Annotated in this window: 16 protein-coding genes; 9 read left to right on the top strand and 7 right to left on the bottom strand. The window is 37.5% G+C overall.

What is annotated here, in order from left to right:
• Positions 1 to 85: 85 nt before the first annotated feature.
• From F3J23_RS14445 to F3J23_RS14415, 7 genes are all read right to left on the bottom strand, one after another.
• Positions 86 to 553 (bottom strand): phage tail protein, encoded by a 468-nt coding sequence (locus F3J23_RS14445; protein ID WP_167030355.1) that lies wholly within the window; start codon positions 551 to 553, stop codon positions 86 to 88.
• A 2-nt stretch (positions 554 to 555) separates the two neighbouring features.
• Positions 556 to 987: a phage tail protein gene (locus tag F3J23_RS14440; protein WP_167030349.1), complete on the bottom strand. Its 432-nt coding sequence runs from the start codon at positions 985 to 987 to the stop codon at positions 556 to 558.
• 37 nt (positions 988 to 1,024) lie between these two features.
• On the bottom strand, positions 1,025 to 2,350 hold the full coding sequence (locus tag F3J23_RS14435) for a phage tail sheath family protein (protein WP_167030352.1): 1,326 nt from the start codon (positions 2,348 to 2,350) through the stop codon (positions 1,025 to 1,027).
• Positions 2,351 to 2,374: 24 nt separating this feature from the next.
• Complete coding sequence (locus F3J23_RS14430) at positions 2,375 to 2,806, bottom strand: phage tail protein (protein ID WP_167030349.1); 432 nt, start codon at positions 2,804 to 2,806, stop codon at positions 2,375 to 2,377.
• A 37-nt stretch (positions 2,807 to 2,843) separates the two neighbouring features.
• Positions 2,844 to 4,568 (bottom strand): phage tail sheath family protein, encoded by a 1,725-nt coding sequence (locus F3J23_RS14425; RefSeq protein WP_167030346.1) that lies wholly within the window; start codon positions 4,566 to 4,568, stop codon positions 2,844 to 2,846.
• A gap of 75 nt (positions 4,569 to 4,643) precedes the next feature.
• Positions 4,644 to 6,347: a phage tail sheath family protein gene (locus F3J23_RS14420; RefSeq protein ID WP_167030343.1), complete on the bottom strand. Its 1,704-nt coding sequence runs from the start codon at positions 6,345 to 6,347 to the stop codon at positions 4,644 to 4,646.
• A 38-nt stretch (positions 6,348 to 6,385) separates the two neighbouring features.
• Positions 6,386 to 6,970, bottom strand: coding sequence for a DUF4255 domain-containing protein (locus F3J23_RS14415; protein WP_167030340.1), 585 nt, complete (start codon positions 6,968 to 6,970; stop codon positions 6,386 to 6,388).
• A gap of 433 nt (positions 6,971 to 7,403) precedes the next feature.
• On the opposite strand from F3J23_RS14415, the gene F3J23_RS14410 reads away from it, so the two are divergent.
• The 9 genes from F3J23_RS14410 (at position 7,404) to F3J23_RS14370 (ending at position 20,602) form a co-directional block, all read left to right on the top strand.
• Positions 7,404 to 7,724 carry a hypothetical protein gene (locus F3J23_RS14410; protein WP_167030337.1) on the top strand — a complete coding sequence of 107 codons (321 nt, stop codon included), beginning with the start codon at positions 7,404 to 7,406 and terminating at the stop codon, positions 7,722 to 7,724.
• A gap of 46 nt (positions 7,725 to 7,770) precedes the next feature.
• Positions 7,771 to 9,219, top strand: coding sequence for a contractile injection system tape measure protein (locus F3J23_RS14405; RefSeq protein WP_167030334.1), 1,449 nt, complete (start codon positions 7,771 to 7,773; stop codon positions 9,217 to 9,219).
• A gap of 387 nt (positions 9,220 to 9,606) precedes the next feature.
• On the top strand, positions 9,607 to 13,605 hold the full coding sequence (locus tag F3J23_RS14400) for a DUF6861 domain-containing protein (protein WP_167030332.1): 3,999 nt from the start codon (positions 9,607 to 9,609) through the stop codon (positions 13,603 to 13,605).
• A complete protein-coding gene (locus F3J23_RS14395; protein ID WP_167030329.1) occupies positions 13,595 to 14,014 on the top strand; it encodes a hypothetical protein in 420 nt (139 codons plus the stop codon). The genes F3J23_RS14400 and F3J23_RS14395 overlap by 11 nt, the downstream gene beginning before the upstream one ends.
• Positions 14,011 to 14,376, top strand: a complete 366-nt coding sequence (locus tag F3J23_RS14390; protein WP_167030326.1) for a hypothetical protein — start codon at positions 14,011 to 14,013, stop codon at positions 14,374 to 14,376. Before F3J23_RS14395 ends, F3J23_RS14390 begins: the two co-directional genes overlap by 4 nt.
• Positions 14,377 to 14,597: 221 nt before the next feature.
• Complete coding sequence (locus F3J23_RS14385; RefSeq protein ID WP_167030322.1) at positions 14,598 to 15,662, top strand: serine hydrolase domain-containing protein; 1,065 nt, start codon at positions 14,598 to 14,600, stop codon at positions 15,660 to 15,662.
• Between the two features lie 501 nt (positions 15,663 to 16,163).
• Positions 16,164 to 16,520: a hypothetical protein gene (locus F3J23_RS14380; RefSeq protein ID WP_167030319.1), complete on the top strand. Its 357-nt coding sequence runs from the start codon at positions 16,164 to 16,166 to the stop codon at positions 16,518 to 16,520.
• A complete protein-coding gene (locus tag F3J23_RS14375) occupies positions 16,480 to 16,908 on the top strand; it encodes a hypothetical protein (RefSeq protein ID WP_167030316.1) in 429 nt (142 codons plus the stop codon). The genes F3J23_RS14380 and F3J23_RS14375 overlap by 41 nt, the downstream gene beginning before the upstream one ends.
• A gap of 40 nt (positions 16,909 to 16,948) precedes the next feature.
• Positions 16,949 to 20,602: a hypothetical protein gene (locus tag F3J23_RS14370; protein ID WP_167030313.1), complete on the top strand. Its 3,654-nt coding sequence runs from the start codon at positions 16,949 to 16,951 to the stop codon at positions 20,600 to 20,602.
• The last annotated feature ends 4 nt before the right edge of the window (positions 20,603 to 20,606 follow it).

The raw sequence follows: 20,606 nt of genomic DNA, 5'->3' as shown, positions 1-20,606 counted from the left end.
TCTGTCATTTTTTATAGAAAAAGATTTTGCTAAAAAGTGATCTTTACCCTAACACACTTTCAAATGCTTAGATTTGATTGAGAAATTACAAGCCCAGGCTTGCTAACGATGAGGGTATTGTGAAATATCTATATTTCAGTTCTATTGTTTCAATAGCAAGTTTGCTTTCTTCCGCATTGAATTCTGAAACTTCCCATTTTACCGGATATGCACCAACTACATTCCAAACCATTAAAGGTGCCGTAGACTGAAGCCCTCCCGAAAGAGTAATAATCAGATTTCTGGGTTCAAATTCGAAGTTTTCCATCGCATTTCTACACCAGCTTATCAACCCGGAACTTACGATTAGCCCACGCTTAAGAACTAGATTAGGGTATTTTGGTCTCAAAGGAAGTTGATGAGTGAATCTGTTTTCACCTCCTTCGGCATATTCTTCAGTCCCAATTTCTGTTGATAAACCAGATATAGACTGAAATCTGGAGTCAATACCCTCTGTTGTTGAAATCCCGTTAACAATAAAAGAGAAACTGGTTGGAGGATATAAAACAGCCATGATTAGTTATTTTCAATGGTTAATCCTTCATGTGCAATCTCTAAGGTCTCAACTGCTACCTCATTACCTTCAGCTTTCAGATCTGTTGACTGTAACTTAAGCGGGAATGCATTTTTCACTTTCCACGTTACTGCAGGTTCTCCGTTCTCGTCTAATAGAGAAATGGTAATAGATCTGCGCGCTACTGTATTCAGCTGAATGGTCTTGAACCACTCAAAGTATTCGTTATCACTTTTGAAAGTTCCTCTTTTAAAGGTGATGTTGCTGTAGCTTGTTATTCCCGGCATCTTAATTTTGCTGAAATCAGGGCTTGCGCCATGTCTGTATTCAATTAAAGCTGTTTCTGCATTTAAGCCGCTTACTTCCTGGAATCCTACTTTGGTTCCTCCCCAATCTACTTCAAAGGCAAATTTTACTAATGGATATGTACTCATAATTTTATTTATATTTATTCGTTGTTATTAATTTATTTTATGATTCTTGAAGCTTGTGTGAAAAACGTAACACAATAAACTCAGCAGGACGTACTGCAGCCATACCGATCTCGATGTTCATTCTTCCTTCTAAAATATCCTGAGCAGACATCGTCTTATTAAGACCAACACTTACATAGTAGGCATCTTCAGGCTTGCTTCCTGCCAATGCACCGTCTCTCCATTGTTCGTTAAGGAAATTTTCGATCATCGTTTGTACACGGATCCATGTATTGGCTGTATTGGATTCAAAAACGAAACGTTCTGTGGCTTTCTTCACGGATTCTTCTACCATGTTGAAGAAACGACGTACAGACACATATCTCCATTCATTGCTGTTTCCGTCTAAAGTTCTCGCTCCCCAAACCAATGTTCCTTTTCCTGTAAAAGTTCGGATCGCGTTAATTGATTTTCCAGATGCTGCATCTACGTTAAGACCATTCTGCTCTTCCTGAGAAATTTTTACGGTAGGCTCTACTACATTGTTAAGAGAAATGTTGGCAGGAGCTTTCCATACTCCGGAAGTACTGTCTACTTTAGCGTAAGCTCCGGCCATTGCTGAGGATGGAGTCAATACGACACGTTTAGATTCAATCGCTTTTTTAGCCTGATTATACAGATCTGAATTTTTTGATTTCAAATCTGCCAGGTTCAGCACATTAGGAATGCTCATAACAGAAACGTCTGCATCGTTAAAAGCATAAGTTAAGACTGTTTCTAATTTTGGATAATAAGCAGCTCCATATTTTAAACGCTGGCCGCTTGGCCCTGATCCTAAATATTCTCTAAAATCAGCCACTGCGGTATCTCCGTTACCCACAACATCCATAATGACAAATCTGTCTTTTAATAATTCTGCCTGGTCTAAAGCAAGTCCGTATAACTGATATGCATTATTACCTAAAGCTTCAACGTCCGGGAAAACAATAAGAGTAGGTTCGTCTTCTTTTTCAAGCGTAGCAAGCCCTTCTTCTAAATCATCACGATCTACTCCGGCAGGATAACCTGCTGCTCCTACAGAAACGATATAACAAGGTCCGCCACCATTGGCAAAGTACATTTGCATAGCGTAGTACATTTTAAAAGGGCTTAGCGTTACATCTGCTCTAAGAGTTCCTGCAGTGGAAGTAATTTTAAAAGCCTCAGGTTTTGCTTTTCCGAAAGTGGTCTCATATTCCAACATAGAAGCAATTCTTGTTGGTTCATTTTTTGGTCCTTCTGCTGTATATCCGATAAAAGCAGGAATGGCCGTTTCTACTTGTGCTACTGATGGCGGGAATTTTGCAATTTCCTCTATGTAGGCTCCAGGTGTTTTGTAATTCATTTTTAAAAAAATTTAAAGTTAATATTAGTTATTTTCAATAGTTAATCCCTCGTGTGCGATTTCTAAAGTTTCAACTGCTACCTCATTACCTTCAGCTTTCAGATCTGTTGACTGTAATTTAAGCGGGAATGCATTTTTCACTTTCCACGTTACTGCAGGCTCTCCATTCTCGTCTAATAGAGAAATGGTAATAGATCTGCGCGCTACTGTATTCAGCTGAATGGTCTTGAACCACTCAAAGTATTCGTTATCACTTTTGAAAGTTCCTCTTTTAAAGGTGATGTTGCTGTAGCTTGTTATTCCCGGCATCTTAATTTTGCTGAAATCAGGGCTTGCGCCATGTCTGTATTCAATTAAAGCTGTTTCTGCATTTAAGCCGCTTACTTCCTGGAATCCTACTTTGGTTCCTCCCCAATCTACTTCAAAGGCAAATTTTACTAATGGATATGTACTCATAATTTTATTTATATTTATTCGTTGTTATTAATTTATTTTATGATTCTTGAAGCTTGTGTGAAAAACGTAACACAATAAACTCAGCAGGACGTACTGCAGCCATACCGATCTCGATGTTCATTCTTCCTTCTAAAATATCCTGAGCAGACATCGTCTTATTAAGACCAACACTTACATAGTAGGCATCTTCAGGCTTGCTTCCTGCCAATGCACCGTCTCTCCATTGTTCGTTAAGGAAATTTTCGATCATCGTTTGTACACGAACCCATGTATTGGCTGTATTGGATTCAAAAACGAAACGTTCTGTAGCTTTCTTCACAGATTCTTCTACCATGTTAAAGAAACGACGTACAGACACATATCTCCATTCATTGCTGTTTCCGTCTAAAGTTCTCGCTCCCCAAACCAATGTTCCTTTTCCTGTAAAAGTTCGGATCGCGTTAATTGATTTTCCAGATGTCGCATCTACGTTAAGCAAATCCTGATCTTTAGTAGAAATTTTTACGGTAGGTCCGTCTACAAGATTAAGTCCTAAGTTAGCAGGTGACTTCCATACTCCGGAAGTGCTGTCTACTTTAGCATAAGCTCCGGCCATTGCTGATGATGGAGCTAATACCACTTGTAAAGACTCAATGGCTTGTTTAGCCTGGTTATACAATTCAGAATTAGCAACCTTCAAATTCGCTAAATTTGTAATTCCAGATGCTCCAATAACCGGAACATCGGCATCTTTGAAGGTATAGCTTAAAACTGTTTTTAATTTTGGATAATAAGCAGCTCCATATTTTAAACCTGTGGCAGTTACTTTATTTCTGAAAGTAGCATCACTTCCAAGTACATCCATGATAACGAATCTGTCTTTTAATGATTCTGCCTGACCTAAAGCACTGTTGTACACTGAATAGGCTGAACTGATACCAGCATCATTATTGGATCTGGAAGTAACCAAATTGTTGGTAGTAGTAGCAGTTGCAGCAATACTTAGAGCAGTTGCATGATCTGTATTCAGGACATCTGCAACAGCCTGAGCAGCAGTCTTAACAGTAGCAACAGTAGCATTATTAGCAGCAGCAGCCACCCTAGCAGCGTCTACAGCTGCCTGAGCACCCTTAGCAGCAGCAACCTGAGCTACATTGTTAGGATCGGTAATAGTGTAGGTACCAGCCTTAGCAACAGCAGCATCAAGAGCAGCCTGTACATTAGCACCTGCAACAACATCTGCAACGGCTTTAGAAGCATCTTTTGCAGCAGCAGCTCCAATCCTGTTATTATCTGTAATCTGAACAGCAGCTCTGGCAGCAGCAACATCAGTAGCAGCAGGAACTAAACCTTGAAGATCCGGGAATACGATAAGCGTAGGCTCATCTTCTTTTTTTAGCAGTTCAAGACCATACAATAGAGTTCCTGTTGTAGTGGAAGTTCCTACAGCCACTGTCCCGCTGTAATCTCCTACAGAAACAATATAACAAGCACCGCCACCATTAGCAAAATACATTTGCATAGCATAATACATTTTAAAATCGCTTACCTGAGTCTGCGTCGCCGTTGCAACACCATCCTTGAACGCTACAGCGAAGATTTCCGGGTTTGCTTTTCCAAAAAGCTCTTCATATTCCAACATAGAAGAGATTCTCGTTGGTTTATTTTTTTGCCCTTCTGCAGTGTATCCAACGAAAGCAGGAATAGCCGTTTCAACTTGTGCTACGGAAGGTGGAAACGTTCCTTGTTCCTCCACGTAAGCTCCAGGGGTTTTGTAATTCATTTGTTAAAATTTTAAGTTAATATTAATTATTACTCGAAGTAAAACTTCGAAGGTTGATTCGTGATTGAGAGTATTTTAAAATTCTTGTAATTGATGTGAAAAATTCAGTACAATAAACTCTGCCGGACGTACTAACGCAATTTTGATTTTTGCATTCATAATATGAGTCCCTATGGCTCCGTCAATTAAGACTTCGTAAGCTTCTTTCGGTGTACTTCCGGCTAATGCACCATCCAGCCATTGCTGGTTAAGAAAATTTTCTATGGTAGCTTTTGCCCGCAGCCATGTATAGCGTGTATTGGGTTCGTTGATAAACTTTTCCAGTGCTTCACTTATTGAATGTTTAATCATATCATAATAGCGGCGTACATGTACATATTTCCATGCATTATCCTTACCGTCTTTTTGATCTGTCCCATCCAGAGTTCTGGCTCCCCATACCAAAGTGCCTTTTCCGGTAAAAGGTCTGATAGCATTAATAGACTTCCCTGTAATATGGATATTCAGATCCGATTGTTCCTGATCGGAAACTCTTTCTGTAGGAGTCATTACATAATTTAGACTCACATTTGCCGGAGCCTTCCACAATCCTCTGGTACTATCTACTCTACCATATACTCCAGCCATGGCTGATGATGGCGGTAAAATCACTTTTAACGACTGTATTTCTTTTTTTACCTGATTGTATAGTATTGAATTGGATAATTCCAAATTCTTGAGGGTGATACCGTTTGCATCTCCTTTTTCATCTTTTACATTAAGAATTGCTGTTTTTAAAGTATCAAATTCTCCACTAAAAACAGGTGCATTTTCGTCCAGATCATCAGGTATGACAAAATCATCTATTGTACCGTCATATATGGCTTCCAATACGATTCTGGCCTCATGAATAGCCTCTGTTAAAGCCGTTTTTATATCTGCTGTTTCATTAACTTCTTCTGCAATGGCAATAGCCTGGCTTAGTAAATCGGCAAGTACAAAAGCATTGGCAGACCCACTTGAGATTTCATCACTTGCTAATCTTTTTAACTCATCTAAAGCAGCAATCTCGCCAGCATAAAAATCAGCGCTGCTTTGTCCTGTTGTTTGTAAACCAGAATGTTTTATAGTAGCTTCATTTTCATTAAAAGTATAATTCAAAATAGTTTTCAAATGAGGAAAATACGCTGCTGCATGACTGGTTGAATCTACTTCTTTTCTAAAGTTTTCAATCGTATTAAGATTGTTTGACAGAGTTGTAAAATTACCGTAATAGGTATCTAATATGGCAAATCTGTTTTTCTTATCATCCCCTGCTTTGGCAATTGCCAGATTACAAATACTGTAAAAATCGGCTTCATTTTTTAACGAGATGGCATCAGGCAGAATAATAAGTATGGGCTCTTCTATAGATTCGGTCATATTTAACCCTTCTTTCAGTGAAGATAGCAGAACTTCCCCCGTTGAAGGATATGTCCCTGCGGAAATAATATAACATGGGCCGCCGCCATTGGCAAAATACATTTGAAGCGAATAGTACATTAAAAACTGTACCTGAGGTGCTACAACAGTTACTCCTTTACCTTTAACATCTTTTAGCTGAAGATTTTCTTTTTTTGCTTTTCCAAAATATTGCCTATATTCCAAAAGAGAATTGATTTTTAGCGGCTTATCAATGCCGGCAGGTATTAGCTCAGTATACCCGATAAATGCAGGTACGGCCGATTCAACTAATGCAACTGAATTTGGAAGTCGTGGAATTTCTTCAACTGAAACACCCGGTGTTGTTGAATTTAACATGTTTGAAAAATTTAAATGGTTATTAGTTTTTTTTTTGATTAATTAACTTTAATATCTTTTATATTAACTTCATTAATTAATTCAATAGGGATTAAATCATCCGCCATAATTTTTATTACACTGATTTTATATAAAGCAGAAGGCAATACCTTTCCTCCTAATAATCCCCAGATGTAACTTAGCTGATCGAACGGAACGGAATGTAATTCTATTCTGAAACTGAAATCTTTATCATGGTTATTTGCAGGATCCTTATACTCCATTACATTCTTTGCCTGAAATACTTCAATAACTTTTGAAATGTTGGCCAGAGCATTGGCGTAAGTTGCTCTGTTAGCAGAAATCATCACATATAGGTTTAAATAAGCCGGAGTGCTCTCCATTTTCATTTCATATCGGGGTGGAGTTTCACTTATCTTTTTCTTCGTATAGCCTGACATGTTTTTCAATGTTGACTCTTCTTCAACGTTGAGCAGAGTAATTACTACCTTATCGTCCAGCCCTGAGGCTTCGCCGTCATGTTTTGCTATATCATCAACTACAGTAATTTCGCCTAGAACGTCCTGTAATCCTTCGGAACCATTCAGCTGATTTTTTAAAACTGTTAATACTTTATTAATCATAATTTCTGTTCTTAATTATTATGGTGCAAACATACAATCACACTTAATCAAAAGACAAATATTTAAGGGCCTCAAACCTGTCTTTGCAGTAAATAGAATTTTCCTGTTTTTTAAAATCTCAAAAAAACAAAACACACAAACCACTAACAGCCAAAACTTTAAACCTCTATTGTAAAAATGAAAATCTAGCAGAGGGATCCTTCCGTCCTTCCATCCGGATTATGATCTGATTTGAGTTCGTCAGCAAGTATGTTTTTTATCAGTAAAAGTTATCCCTTTTAAATACCGGATCATAGCTGAAAAACTATAAACCTGCTTGACTAGGAAATGATTTTATCATTTACTGCAAAGACAGAACAGAGAGGGCTTATAATTCGTGAAATGATTTTCCTTCTTCTAATTTTGGCCCTAATAATTTTAAAACTTTTATCACATGAATATCAAAAAACTTTTCGGCAAACGCAATGAAATCATTGGCGGTCATTTCAATGAATTACGCTCAAAATTGGGTGTAGCCGATCAAAACGAAGAAGCTATTTTCTCTTTAAGAGAAGAAATTTGTAATGCGTGCCCTCTAAAAAACGGCAACAACTGCAACGCAGTAAAATGGATGAACCCTGCTACACTGGAAATTGCAGATGGTCCAAAAGATGGATATATCAGAGGATGCGGGTGCAGATTGAGTGCCAAACAAAGGTCAAAGTTAAGCCTATGCCCTGCAGGTTTTTGGGGAGGAGAATTCGATCAAAAATAAAACAATGTGACCACTATTGGTATTGTATAACTAAAATCTATTTAATGTGAAGCAGGATCATATCATTCAGAAAGTATTTGTTGAAATTACAGTTAATAACAAGGAAAAGGCATTGGGAATAAAAGAGGATATTAACAGCTTTTTGTCTATTGATGTTTTTCCGGAAATAGAAAAGTACATCAATACTTTAGAATATAATTTAGCTGGCCATACGTTGCAAATCCCCCGGCTGGAATTGAATCTGGATGTAAAAAACAGCTTGTTAAATTCTGAATTAAAAGATCAGATTGTTCAACACCTGGAAAAAGAATTATCAGAAATTACCGAATCTATTGTAAGCTCAGATCAAAAAACGGAAAATGATTCTCAATTATATCTGGTAAACAATCAGGAAAAGGTAATTCAGGCTTTTATTTATTTTTTAGAGAAAGGGTCTATGCCTTGGTGGAATTTGAATGGAAAAAGCATTGCTGTTTTGGAGCCAGCTGTATTTGAAGCCATGATTCTAACCAAGAATTTTGGAAAAAGAATGATTCCGGTTTTGTCAAAACAACATGTTCAGGAACGAATAATTAATCAGCTTTCAAACAAGCAGATTGCGCAATTATGTCAGATTATTTTAGAGGACAGGGAATTAAAAATCGACTTAGGGATAGACACAATACAATATATATCAGCACTGAATCACACTGAAAGGGTTATCATATGGCAATTGGTTTTCAATATATTATCAAAAGATTTTAACTCATCAAATCATAATATTCAGGAATATATTTTACAACAAATATCAAAAATAGAAACGGCTTCGTCATCACAGGCAAAAAGCATCCATCAGCATTGGAAAACAGCAGCTAAGATATTTCCTTTTATAATAGAAAATGAAATTCTTAACATCATTAAAAACAATATAACTGATAACCTTGATACTCCGGAAACTCTGATGAAAAAGATGGATTCAATTGAGCAAAAAAATACTGAAAGCCATGAGGATTTAAGCGAGAACGGGCAATATGTTCAAAATGCAGGACTCGTTTTGATACATCCATTCATCAAAACCTTTTTTGAGCATTGTGATCTTCTGCATCCGGAAACCGGGCAGCTCCTGGATCCTGAATTATGTGTCCATTTATTACATTACATCGCTACCGGAAACACAAACGCTCCGGAATACGATATGATTTTTGAAAAATTCTTATGCAATATTCCAATCAACCAAAGTATTAACAAGCATATTAAAATTTCACGCAAACATAAAACCCAGGCTAAAAATGTAATAGAAAGTGTTCAACACAACTGGGGACCAATGAAAAAGTCTTCGGCAGCATTATTACAAAATGAGTTTTTTCAACGCTCGGGTAAATTAGTGATTACCGATTATGATTATACACTTACGGTAGAACGAAAAACACAAGACATCCTTATGGAAAAACTTGCCTGGGGAGTGGGTCTTATTAAGCTACCCTGGAAAGAAAAATTCATATTTGTCAACTGGTAATAACGGATTATTTTTTTAATACTCTCCCATTGATTTTAAATCGGGAATTATTTAACTACAGTGCGTACATCAATATTGCGGTAAAAAAGATTTTTGAAAAAACACTTTACTGCAGCTACGGAAACCATCGTTCAAAAAGTATGTAATTCTCCCGAAAAAGAATGAATTTTGAAATCTGAGAACTCAAAAAAGAGTAAAAAAATAGAAGTGCTTAGTATTACCTGTTTCTCATCAAAAAACTAAACTCCACTTCAGGTTACTCAGATTCTTTAAAAAAAATCAGCCAAATATGGTTAGATTTTTCAGTTCCCAAAAGTATATAAAACACAGTATCAATTGCGTTTCATATGCTTTCTTACATCAATATGAAATTAAAAAACCAAGTCAATGAAAGCAGCAAATCCTGTAGAAAAAGACAGCAAATCCCACCAGAACCAGAGCCAAAAACAAAGGCCTCAGGAACAAGTGGTTATGCCTCTATCCGAGGTAGATGTAGTCGGCACGCAGACAAACAAATCTGAAGACTCGACTGTTAAACCCGGAATATCAGCACCCAAAAGTAATTCAACCGGCCTCAACGGTACTATTGCAGCCGTTCATGGTTCACAAACCATTTATGATCAAGGCTCAGAACTCATGTATGGCGGTCTCCAGGAGAGTCTGTCGCAAACCGGCGATATCAATCATCCTGAGACCAAAGAAACGGAGAAAGGTTATATGACAACGCTCAATATAGATCAGGCCCGTGATTATCATGATCACAAATCGGGAACCTATATGCCCAAAACAGTACAAGAGCAAGCAGCGGCCTATCAGGAGAACAAAAAGAACCAGAAAGGCGCTCCGAAACAAAAAGAAAAACCAGCCGGCAAAGGAAATACAGATATTTCTTTGGCTGAATTGTCAAATTCTTCAGCTACCCAATTGGCTGGTGATTTCAATGCTGTTCAAAATAATAGTACAGCACTTTTAAGTAGTCAGGCCCAAAAGGCAACAGACGGTCTTCCGAAAGTGAATTCAAAAATAGGAAGTGCTTTTTCTCAGCCTAAACCAAAAGGTAAAGTAAACCCTAATAAAACGGCAGCTAAATCAAGCAAAAAAACAGTTAAATCTGTAGCTCAAAAACCAAAATCAAAAGAAATTTCCTTCCCACAAAACGATCCGTTGAAGAAAGTAAATTACTCTTTTAACTCAGCAGGAGCGAAAAGCGGAGGCTTTGAAAAACAGGCTCAAAATCAGTTTGATGCCATCAACCTGAATACTTCGGCAATCCCAACCACCATGCAGCAAAGTGCAAGGTTAGACCTTAGCGGAGAAGCAGATACAGAACACCTGTCAATTGAACAAAATGATGCTGCACAGGATATGAATATCAAAAAGAATCAGGCGGCAAAAGACATTCACAAAGATTATGGTGAAAATGATATCATCAAAAAGCCAAATGATGAAATTCTTAAACCTTCACAAAAAATAACTTCCAGATCTGTTAAAAAACAGCCTATTAATGCTCTGAAGCTGGAAAATATTGATGAAGCTGGTGTTAATGCTCATTTTGAACCTATTATTCAATCTAAAATAGGTGCTGAAACTGAGAAATACCAAACAGCCGAATTAGAGCACAATCAAAAGGTGCTGGAACAGGAAAAAACGGCCGAGACACGAATAGGTGAAGAAAAAGATAAATCACAGCAACATCAGTTAAAATCGGTAAAAGATGCGCAGACAGATGTAAATCAATCAAGAACTGAATGGCAGAATGCGCTTGATAAAACAGAATCCGATTTTGCAAAAAAATCCGGTGATCAGGCCAGAACAACTTTAAGCTCTATAAAAAATAAAAAAACAGAAGGCGAAACCAAAGCTCAGGGGCATATTACTAAAGCCAATGACGATGCACGCAAGAAAAAAGAGGCTGCCGACAAAGAAGCACAGCAGAAAAAGACAGAAAAGAAAAATGAAAGCAAAGGTTTCTTTGGCTGGGTTGCTGATAAAGCTTCGGCATTCATCAATGCCCTTAAAGATGCCCTGAATTATATTTTCACCAAACTACGTGAAGCTGTAAAAGCCATTTTTGAAGCTGCCAAAAAATTAGTTTTAGAAGCATTAGAGCTAGCCCGAAAAGCAATTATAGGCTTTATCAAAGGATTTGCTTCATTACTAAAAGGCTTCCTGGATATTGCTCTCGCAGCCTTCCCTGGTATAAGAGATAGATTGAAAGCCAAAATAGACAAATACGTGGCTGCTGCTGAAAAATTTGTAAACCAAACCTTTGAACGCTTCAAAAAAGCAGTTGTTGCTATTATTGACTTCTTAGCTGAAACTGTGGATAATTTACTGGGAGCATTACAGGCTGTATATAATTTTGTTCTTGATGCAGTTGATATTATTGTTTCAGGAATCATTAAAATGCTTGAGTTTATCCTTAATATAGAAAAGCAATACGATCTTTTCAAAAGTTTAATTACCGGAATTCAGGAGATCTGGAATAATCCAAAGATTTTAGAAAATTATGTTATCGGATTTATAGCCCCATACATAGATAAAATACCTGGAGAAGCGAACAGTCAATTTAAAAAGTTCTTTGCGCAGGCCGGAGTATCATTAGCAAAACATATTACAGGAGTTTGGAGTCATTTACAGCCTATTTTAGCTTATATGGCCGGCAATTGGTGGGGTGAAATGAAAAATATGATCTGGTATTTAGTGTGGCCTTTTGCTGAAGGAGGTCCGGTTCGTACGGAAGCCCCTAAATTGTGGACACTTATTCCGGAAATATGGAACAATATCTCTAATAATAACTTTAGTAAAGCTATTGATGGCGGATTAGCCTGGATGCAGACTTTAAATACTGTCATTGGTACGTTTTCGGGCTGGATCACGATTGGAAGTGTTTTAATTGGTGGTATTGTAGGAGCCTTTTTTGGAGGAGTTGGAGCTATACCGGGCATCATGGCAGGATTGGAATTTGCAACTGCAGTAGGAGAAGGATTATTACTATCAATGTTAGCCACAGAAAGCAGTATGATATTAAAATCTATCTATGATATACTTACAGTTGATGATGATGGTATTGAAGGAGAGGCTATTAAGAAAAAAAGAGAAAGCAGTGAAGGCGGACAAGGTAACGAATCATCCTCAGAAGAAAATTCTGCTGCTCATTATGAAAGTAATGATGTGGAAACCGGTCATGATCGTCTGCAATATGCTTACCAACGTATTGCCAATAGCGGATTTGCACTGGCTATTATAGGAGTATTTATTGCTTTAGGATATCTTGCAACTAACATCGTTAAAGCATTGAAGCCGAAGTTTGGCCCTAAAGTCTCAAGTTTCAAAGCGAAAATTAAAAATACTAAAGCAGGAAGACTGTATAGTAAAGGGAAAGCAAAAATTATAGAGAAAGGATTTGAGGATTATCGTCCAGATTGGATGAAAAAGAAAGGAAAATCCAATATTAAAGAAGAGGATGTAAAACCAATTCAAACCGAACATGGAAAATCTTATGGACAAGCAAAAACTCATGAAGGACATACGGTTACCATAACGGAAAAAGGAGAAATATATATTTGTGCTTCTCCTTGTGCACCTATCCGAGAGAAGTATGCATTAGAATTAGAAGAAAACCCTGCAATTAGCCGCCATGTAGATGAGTTGGAGGCAGATATTACCTTTACCGATCAGGAAAAAGCAGATTGGATCGCAGAAGAAATTGAACCTCTACTTTCTAAGATAAAGAAAGAGAATGAAGCTAAAGTTGAAGAAGATCTTAGTAAGGTACAGCCAACAAAACGACACAGTCCTAAAGGAACAATCAACGAGAGAGGCAAAGCTAAAATTACACAAACCGAAGACATTACCCCTGCAGGAAAACTACCAATCGGCAAAACACGTATTGTTATGGTGAAGCGGATCAGATTTATGCAATCTTCCATCAGCAATCCTACTGGTGACTATTTTGTACTGGAAAATGCCTACAACCTGTATATGGGTAAATCACTACCTGCAAATAATATTAAAGTATGGTATAATATGGCAGACGATGCAGAAGGATTATGGACAGTGGATCACCGACGATTAGCAGCTTATAAAATCGCAGGAAGAGAAAATATTAGAATAGAATATATCCACCCAGATGAGCTCATGGCTAAAAATACCTTTAAAATGACTACAACAACCAAAGGAACGGACATGGATATATTTGTATATTTGGATGAAAATGGTAAGTTTACGAAAAAGCCGGAAAAAGGTAGTTTAGAAGCAAGAACCACTACGCTTGAAAAATGGAAATTAATTGAGCAGGAAGACGGAAGTATGATAATCAAAAATCAGCAACAGAAAATAGTCCATATAAAAGAAATAAAAAACTATTTACCAAATGAAAAATAATGTATTAGAAGAATTTAACCAATTAACATTGGATAGTTATTGGATAAGAGTTATTAATGATTATGAGGATCCCACATTTTATTTAATTGATGTAAGAATCATCACTGATGGTAATTTAAAATCCTATTATTTTCATGGTTTATTGGAAATGTACCAAAGAAACATACAAATTCAGGAACAAAAAAATTGTTTAGTGATTAATGAAGAAAGTAATTGGGTTGAAATATTCATAAAAGAAAATAATGAGAAAGAATCTGAATATATGGAGATTAATGAGGAGTTATTGAAACATTATATATTTCGGATTGGAGAAATCGAATTTAATATATTAGCAGAAGGATATCATGTTGATAATAATTTTAGGGAAATGTTCAGACAACAGGAAAAAATCAAAAATTTAGTATCATGAAAGCAAGACCACTATTTCCCTTTTTATCAGAAGGAACTATCATGTATAAACATAAAGCCATAGAATATTATCATGCATCAAAAAAAATCTTTACGATAGCAAATATGTATGATGAAGAAAAAAAAGAATCTATAGCTGCTGGTTTTCTATTTACAGGAGTGGAAGAGGTAAGCCAGAAATTAAAGACCAATATATTACTCAAAGAATTAGGCTTAGAAGACAATCCTATGTTTGAATATGTTTTTTATTTAGATAGTGACGATGAACTAAAAACATATATATTAGCTATAGATGCTACAGTTCTTGTTATAAAAGCAAAGGAAGTGGAGCTAATTACAGAAGATATCTATTATATGGGATAATAAAATATGCTAAGCCATATATAATTAAAAACAAACCTCGCAGCCACACGACTCCTATCGTGTGGCTTTTTTAATTATCATTGTTAGATGATATAATGCTTAATCTTTTATCTTTAAAATCTCACAACAAACTTTTCTTTTAATGCGATAAAAATATTAACAATTGTAATATATTTGACGACCGAACTGTCATATTTATGACTTATAAACAATAACTAACCATGAAAAATACAATTGCTTTACTGCTGCTTCTTATTTCACACCATCTTTTTTCTCAAAATATCGATTCTGAAAAATTAAACAATTACTTCAATTATATTGAAAATAATAATCTAGGAGTGGGCAGTTTATCGATTTTTAAAAATGGTAAAGAGGTATATACTAAAAATTTCGGACAAAAAAATATACCTCAACTTACTTATGATAAGAATACCAGATACCAGGTAGGTTCTGTAACCAAAATGATTACCGCCGTTTTGATTTTCAAATTAATTGAAGAGAACAAATTGGGTTTAAATGATAAACTTTCGGAATTTTATCCGGAAATTCCTAATTCAGATAAAATAACTATTAAAAATTTATTAGGGCATACCAGCGGACTGGGAAGCTATGTGGTAAAAGATGGAGAAGTATGGGTAACGGAAAAAGTAAGTGACAAAGACATTATGGCTTTGATTATCAAACAAGGCAAAACTTTTGAGCCGGGCGAAAAGGTAGCCTACTCCAATACAGCTTATTATCTTTTAACAAAAATTCTTGAACAAAAGCATAAAAAATCCTTTCAAAAACTAGTTCATTCAGAAATTGTAAAACCGCTCCGATTAAAAAATTTAACATCGTTCAAACCAGATCAAAAAAATGTATTTCTCCCCTATCATTATGAAAATAATTCCTGGAATATCCTGAAAAAGGATATAGACTTCCCCAATGTAATAGGTGTAGGCGATATCTCTGCAACTCCTTACGATCTGAATATTTTCATCAACAATTTATTTCATAACAATATTCTGAAGAAAGAATCTCTGGCGCTGATGCAGCCTGTACCAGAAAAAGAAAGTTGGGGAAGAGGGATGGCAATCTGGGATTTCGATGGTATTATATTTTATGGACATGGTGGCGATACATTAGGATCACACGCTATTCTGATCTATAATAAAGAAGCCGATCTTTCCATCGCTTATGATACTAATGGGGAACGAATTGATAAAGAGAATTTCATGAAAAATGTAGTTAACCTGCTCTACAATAAAGAAATTAAGCTTCCCGAAATCAAAGACAAGCAGTGACGATTATTAAATGTTTCTATTTAAAATATTGTAAGTTATAATCTATACAAAAAAGTCTAATAATATTCAAAACCGACAGCTGAAGATACCACACTTCTCTGTCGTTTTTTATTTCCTACCATATTATTATACTAGCAGATATGCACTTACGTATAAATACGTAATCCCTAATTTCGGTACTTTCACCTAGCAGTGTATTATTTTATTTTCTTTACTTTGAATCGTTATCTGATGAAGCTTTTAACACGATAAACAAAGGTAAATTTTGAAAAGCCTGTTCATAAATTAAAGCGGAAAGAGATAAGAAACTCAACCACAAACAGGGTTCAAAAGACCACGAATTATGAGGCCTTTATAGATATTAATATAGAGTTGGATTTAGAAATGAAGGAGAACTATCACCGACTGTAAACTGTAATACATACATAAAATTAAGTCTTGTTCTGTAATAACATTACAATCTTCAAAAATATTTTTTATAACTTTTAAAAACCAATAATTATGGCATCACAAAACCCAACTATCGACCAAAGCGGAACAGCTAGTATCACATCAAATCAATACTGTACCTGGAATACTGCAAACGGTACAAATTCAACGATTACTATCGCTAACGCCAGCAGAAGCAATGTATTAAAATTTGCTATTTCGGGAGCTCCCGGAAGTGGTATTACTGTAGAAGATGGAACTCAGTCAAGAACAATATTTGACGGTATCTATTCTTTAAAACCTAATTCTCCCAATATTGTTGTTACTGCTTTTGGTGATTTTGGAGGCTCAACAGTCACTATCACCAACATAACTAATTCCCAAAATGATGCTGAAGCAGCTATTCAGTGCCAAACACAAACAACCTAAGTGCAGCGGTAAACTCCACTTTCTGATTATTTTATTATTTATTCTTAGCCATACCCTGGCAATGGCTCAGGGTGTGGTTAAGTCTAAAGCTGATACCTTATTGCTTTCACGTTTTGAATTCGCACAAAAAGATACCAATAACGGAAGCGATTGTATCTGTTCGATCACCAATACCAGTCAGGCTAATATAGCGATGATCACTCTCACCGGTGCACCTGATAATGATACTATCCGGCTAGATAATACGGAAGTCTTCAATGGCACTCATTTTTTAAAGCCTGGGCAACAGGTTGTTGCTGTAGGCAATTTCGCCGGCGCGAGGATCACTGTACTCAATCTTTCTCTTTTGAATGTTCTGATTACTGTTATGTTATTCTGTCCTGGTTAAGTATTCACTTATCTCACCTTGAGAACTGATAATTATTCTTATGGCACAATCCGAAACAGAGATCATATTCAGCAATGAAAATTCCGGAAATCCTGCACTCTATATATACAATCAGACAGGGCAGCATTGGACCGCTTTATTACTTCCGGAAGGATCTTCTTATACTGATCCCACCATTAGTCTTCAGGCAGCAACCCTGCAACAGGTATATTTTCTGTTTGCTACAACAGTACCCACTGATACAAAGGACTTCATTGACAGCTACCGGCCTTACCTGTCGAATTTCCGGCAAAATGTAACGGCCAATCTCACCACAGCATGGTTAAGCGATCCGGATAAAAAACCCTCTACCCTCAATACAACGGTACTCAACTTTGCACAATATGGTACTGGCAAACCTTTTGTGGTTGGACAAACGTTTAATGTAACTATTGGTAGCGGCTTTGGTACACTTACCATCCAGAACAATACCGTTATGACATTACAACCGGATGAAGCTCCCAATGCGCTACGGCTTATCTGGAAATCCGGCAGTCCCAATATGAGCTTTGCCAATAAAGTATTTGGTACCAATTCTCTTTTCAGAAGTGATATTACAATCCCTTTCAGCGGTCCGGGAACAGGTTCCTTCCGTTTTTCTTTGGGACTGAATATGAAGCTGGATTTTAAAGGATATGGTTTGCAAAACAACTATTACTACGGAGATAGTACAAATCCCTCCTACTTTGCTTATCCTATGCTGCAAACAGGCAGCAATAATGATTACCTCATTACCCAGACTGAAATCGATCTGCTAGATGTGGCCAATAAGAATGGACTGAACACTTACTTCGCCATTACCGGTCAGATCTACAATACAAATACCGGCAAAACAAGAGCAGCAAGCCTGCCGAGTTATTATGCCATCAATACCGGGTATGCTCTTACCTTATGGCCGGCAGTGGATATGATAGATTCCGGAGCCCCGGTCAATAATTTATTTCCAACAGACAATAGTGCCCGCTTTGTCATATCTCCACAGGATGCGGCTGGCATTAAACCTTACTACCTTTCGCCGGAAGGAGATTACTATCTTGATCCCGGTATTTCACAGGCTGCTTTTGCCGATGAAAACGGACAATACAGCTTACTACCCGGCCTCTCAGGTACAGAAGTCATTACATTTACTCCTTATAAAAATAATTCCGGTACTGTTACCGGAGACACCATACGTTTTAAATCAAAACAAGCAGCCTTTGCTGCTAATTTTCCAGGCCAGGAAGTATCTCTGGCCAATCCAGGTACCGATAAACCGGTACTTGACAGCACTTATCTGACAGCTTGGGCTAATATTGTGGCAGCCACACCGGACAGTGTGCAATATTCCTCGCAGCCTCAGGGTGCTTCTTTATATGCCAAAGATCATGGAGTAGCATCTCCGGATAACAATATAACAGGATTCCTTGGCTTTTATGAACCCTCCGTAGATATGCCGCAGGACAACAGCTTTTCTGTGCCTATGGCTCCTTATCTCGGTGTAAACCCTGTCCCGCCACCCAGTGCTGAAGGTATTGGCACTTTTGAATCCAAGGTTCTCAGTGCTAAAAGAAAAACTTTAATATCGGATGCCTTCACTACCCCGCGTGCCAGTAAAAGCCAGGCTAAAAGAGCCATGTTCAAGACGGGGGCGGCAACCTATACAGCCTCCACAACGCCACAAGGCTTAGTGGCTAATGTAAATAATGATGGCAGCTGGAGTTTACTGAACCTGGCTCAGAATACGGTAAACAGCGGTTCACCTGAGTATCTTAATCCTGAAGGTCAGACACCGGCAACCCCGCCACAATACCAGCTCAGCTTCATCAATCTGATGCCGCAAATGCAAAGCGCCTTTCTCACCAATCAACAATTTCTGGTGATGACTAATAACCAATATCTGGGCGATTTGTTTTCAACAATGAATACACCCGGTGGCGGTTTCAGCAGTCAACCCATATTCAACAATAAAATGTCTATTGAAGATTGGCCGTTTGACCTGAATGTTGGAACGAACAACACCTATGCCGACTATAATAATGTTTTAATCTTTAAGTTCTGCAAAGGCTCCATCATCGACCGGGTAAAAAATCCAAAAGAATGGACACAGGCCGATGCATTTAATATTGATAAAAATAACACCGATCCCACAGCTTCTTATAATCAGCTGGTCGCAGTATCTTCCTGGCTCCAGACTTATTTACAAGATGCGGTAGATTCATATCAAAAGGCAAAAGACGATCCTTCATCAGATCAATTAAAATATTATGAAAAATTCTATGCCATTATCAACGATCCTGACTGGAATGGTATCCTGGCATTAAAAGCAACAATTGACTTACAGGAATTTCCACAGCAATTAAAAGGATTGATCAGCGGAATCAACCTCAAGAACTTCTATGCCCATCATTTCGGTATAGAAGTGAACCGGGTAAATGCCGGTGATGTGATAACTATGGACCCTGTAAGCTCGCTTTTTGGATTGATTAATTATGTAGATCCCGCCTATGCTCAGCAGATATCACAGGGGCTGAATCCCAATAAGCCGGTGCAGCCTGCAGCAGGAGCTACTTACGATTTTAAAGTACTATTTCTGCAGGTGTTGTTTGAAAATACAGCCATCAAGGATTTTGCCAGCAAATTACAGCTGACTATGAACAATTTGTTCTCTGATAAAGTTATTGGTACTAATAATCCCTATGGCTCCGGTAGCTTGAATACGGTAGTGCTTAACGGTACTTATCAGGATCATAATGGAACACCAGTCTATGTGTTCGATAACAAGGATGATAATCTGTTCTTCTTTGACAGCAATTTACTGACCAACGTAGAAATTACCAAGATACAATTCAATACACTCACCACAGATCCTGCAGCACTAGATATACAATCAAGATTTACGATGTGGGGATACCTCAACTTTGATACCATGACAGCCCCGCCTCTTAATGAAGGTGATGCAGATTATCCTTTGGATGCTTTTTCATTTGGGATCAAATTGAATAGTGATGCGTTACAGCGAGGACTCAATTACAGCAACCTGTATGTAAATATGGCATTCAACCTTAATACCCCAACGGTTACAACCTTTGCTTTTGATGCCTCACAGATTGCATTCAACTCATCACAAAGTAATTCCAGATCCGGAAGTCTTTATCCCAACTTTGCATTACAGATCAATAAGCTGTTGAGTGGAAATGATGAATCAGCTCCATCAGGTCAGGGATATTTAAAACTGGCCTTACCGGGTATTAATGCTACCGGGCTTGCAGGTGATTGGTATGGATTACAAATGACACTTAATATGGGATCACCTGGTGAACTGGCCAGCAGTGCAGGTTTTAATGCAAGTTTGCTTGTAGCATGGAGTCCAGGTTCTAAAAGTGCAGCTCCCGGCTATAATGCATTTGTAGGCATCAAGCTGCCCGGTACTGCCAGCAACGCCAAATTGCTGAGCATACAAGGTGTATTGAAGCTCACCATCGATAAGCTGAGCCTGCAATATGTGGCAGACCAACAATCTTATCTGCTCACCTTGTCCAATATTGCTCTGAAATTGCTGGGGATACTAAAACTTCCACCTGGCGGTAATACCGATTTTCTGTTATTCGGCAATCCCAATCCCGGTGCCACAGCTAAAAGCCTGGGCTGGTATGCTGCCTATAACAAAGATATATAAACCT

Origin of the sequence: Chryseobacterium sp. Tr-659 (assembly GCF_011752975.1) — a bacterium.
Lineage (GTDB): Bacteria > Bacteroidota > Bacteroidia > Flavobacteriales > Weeksellaceae > Chryseobacterium.
The sequence above is the reverse complement of the archived record's forward strand: the minus strand, read 5'-3'. Positions and strand labels throughout refer to the sequence as shown.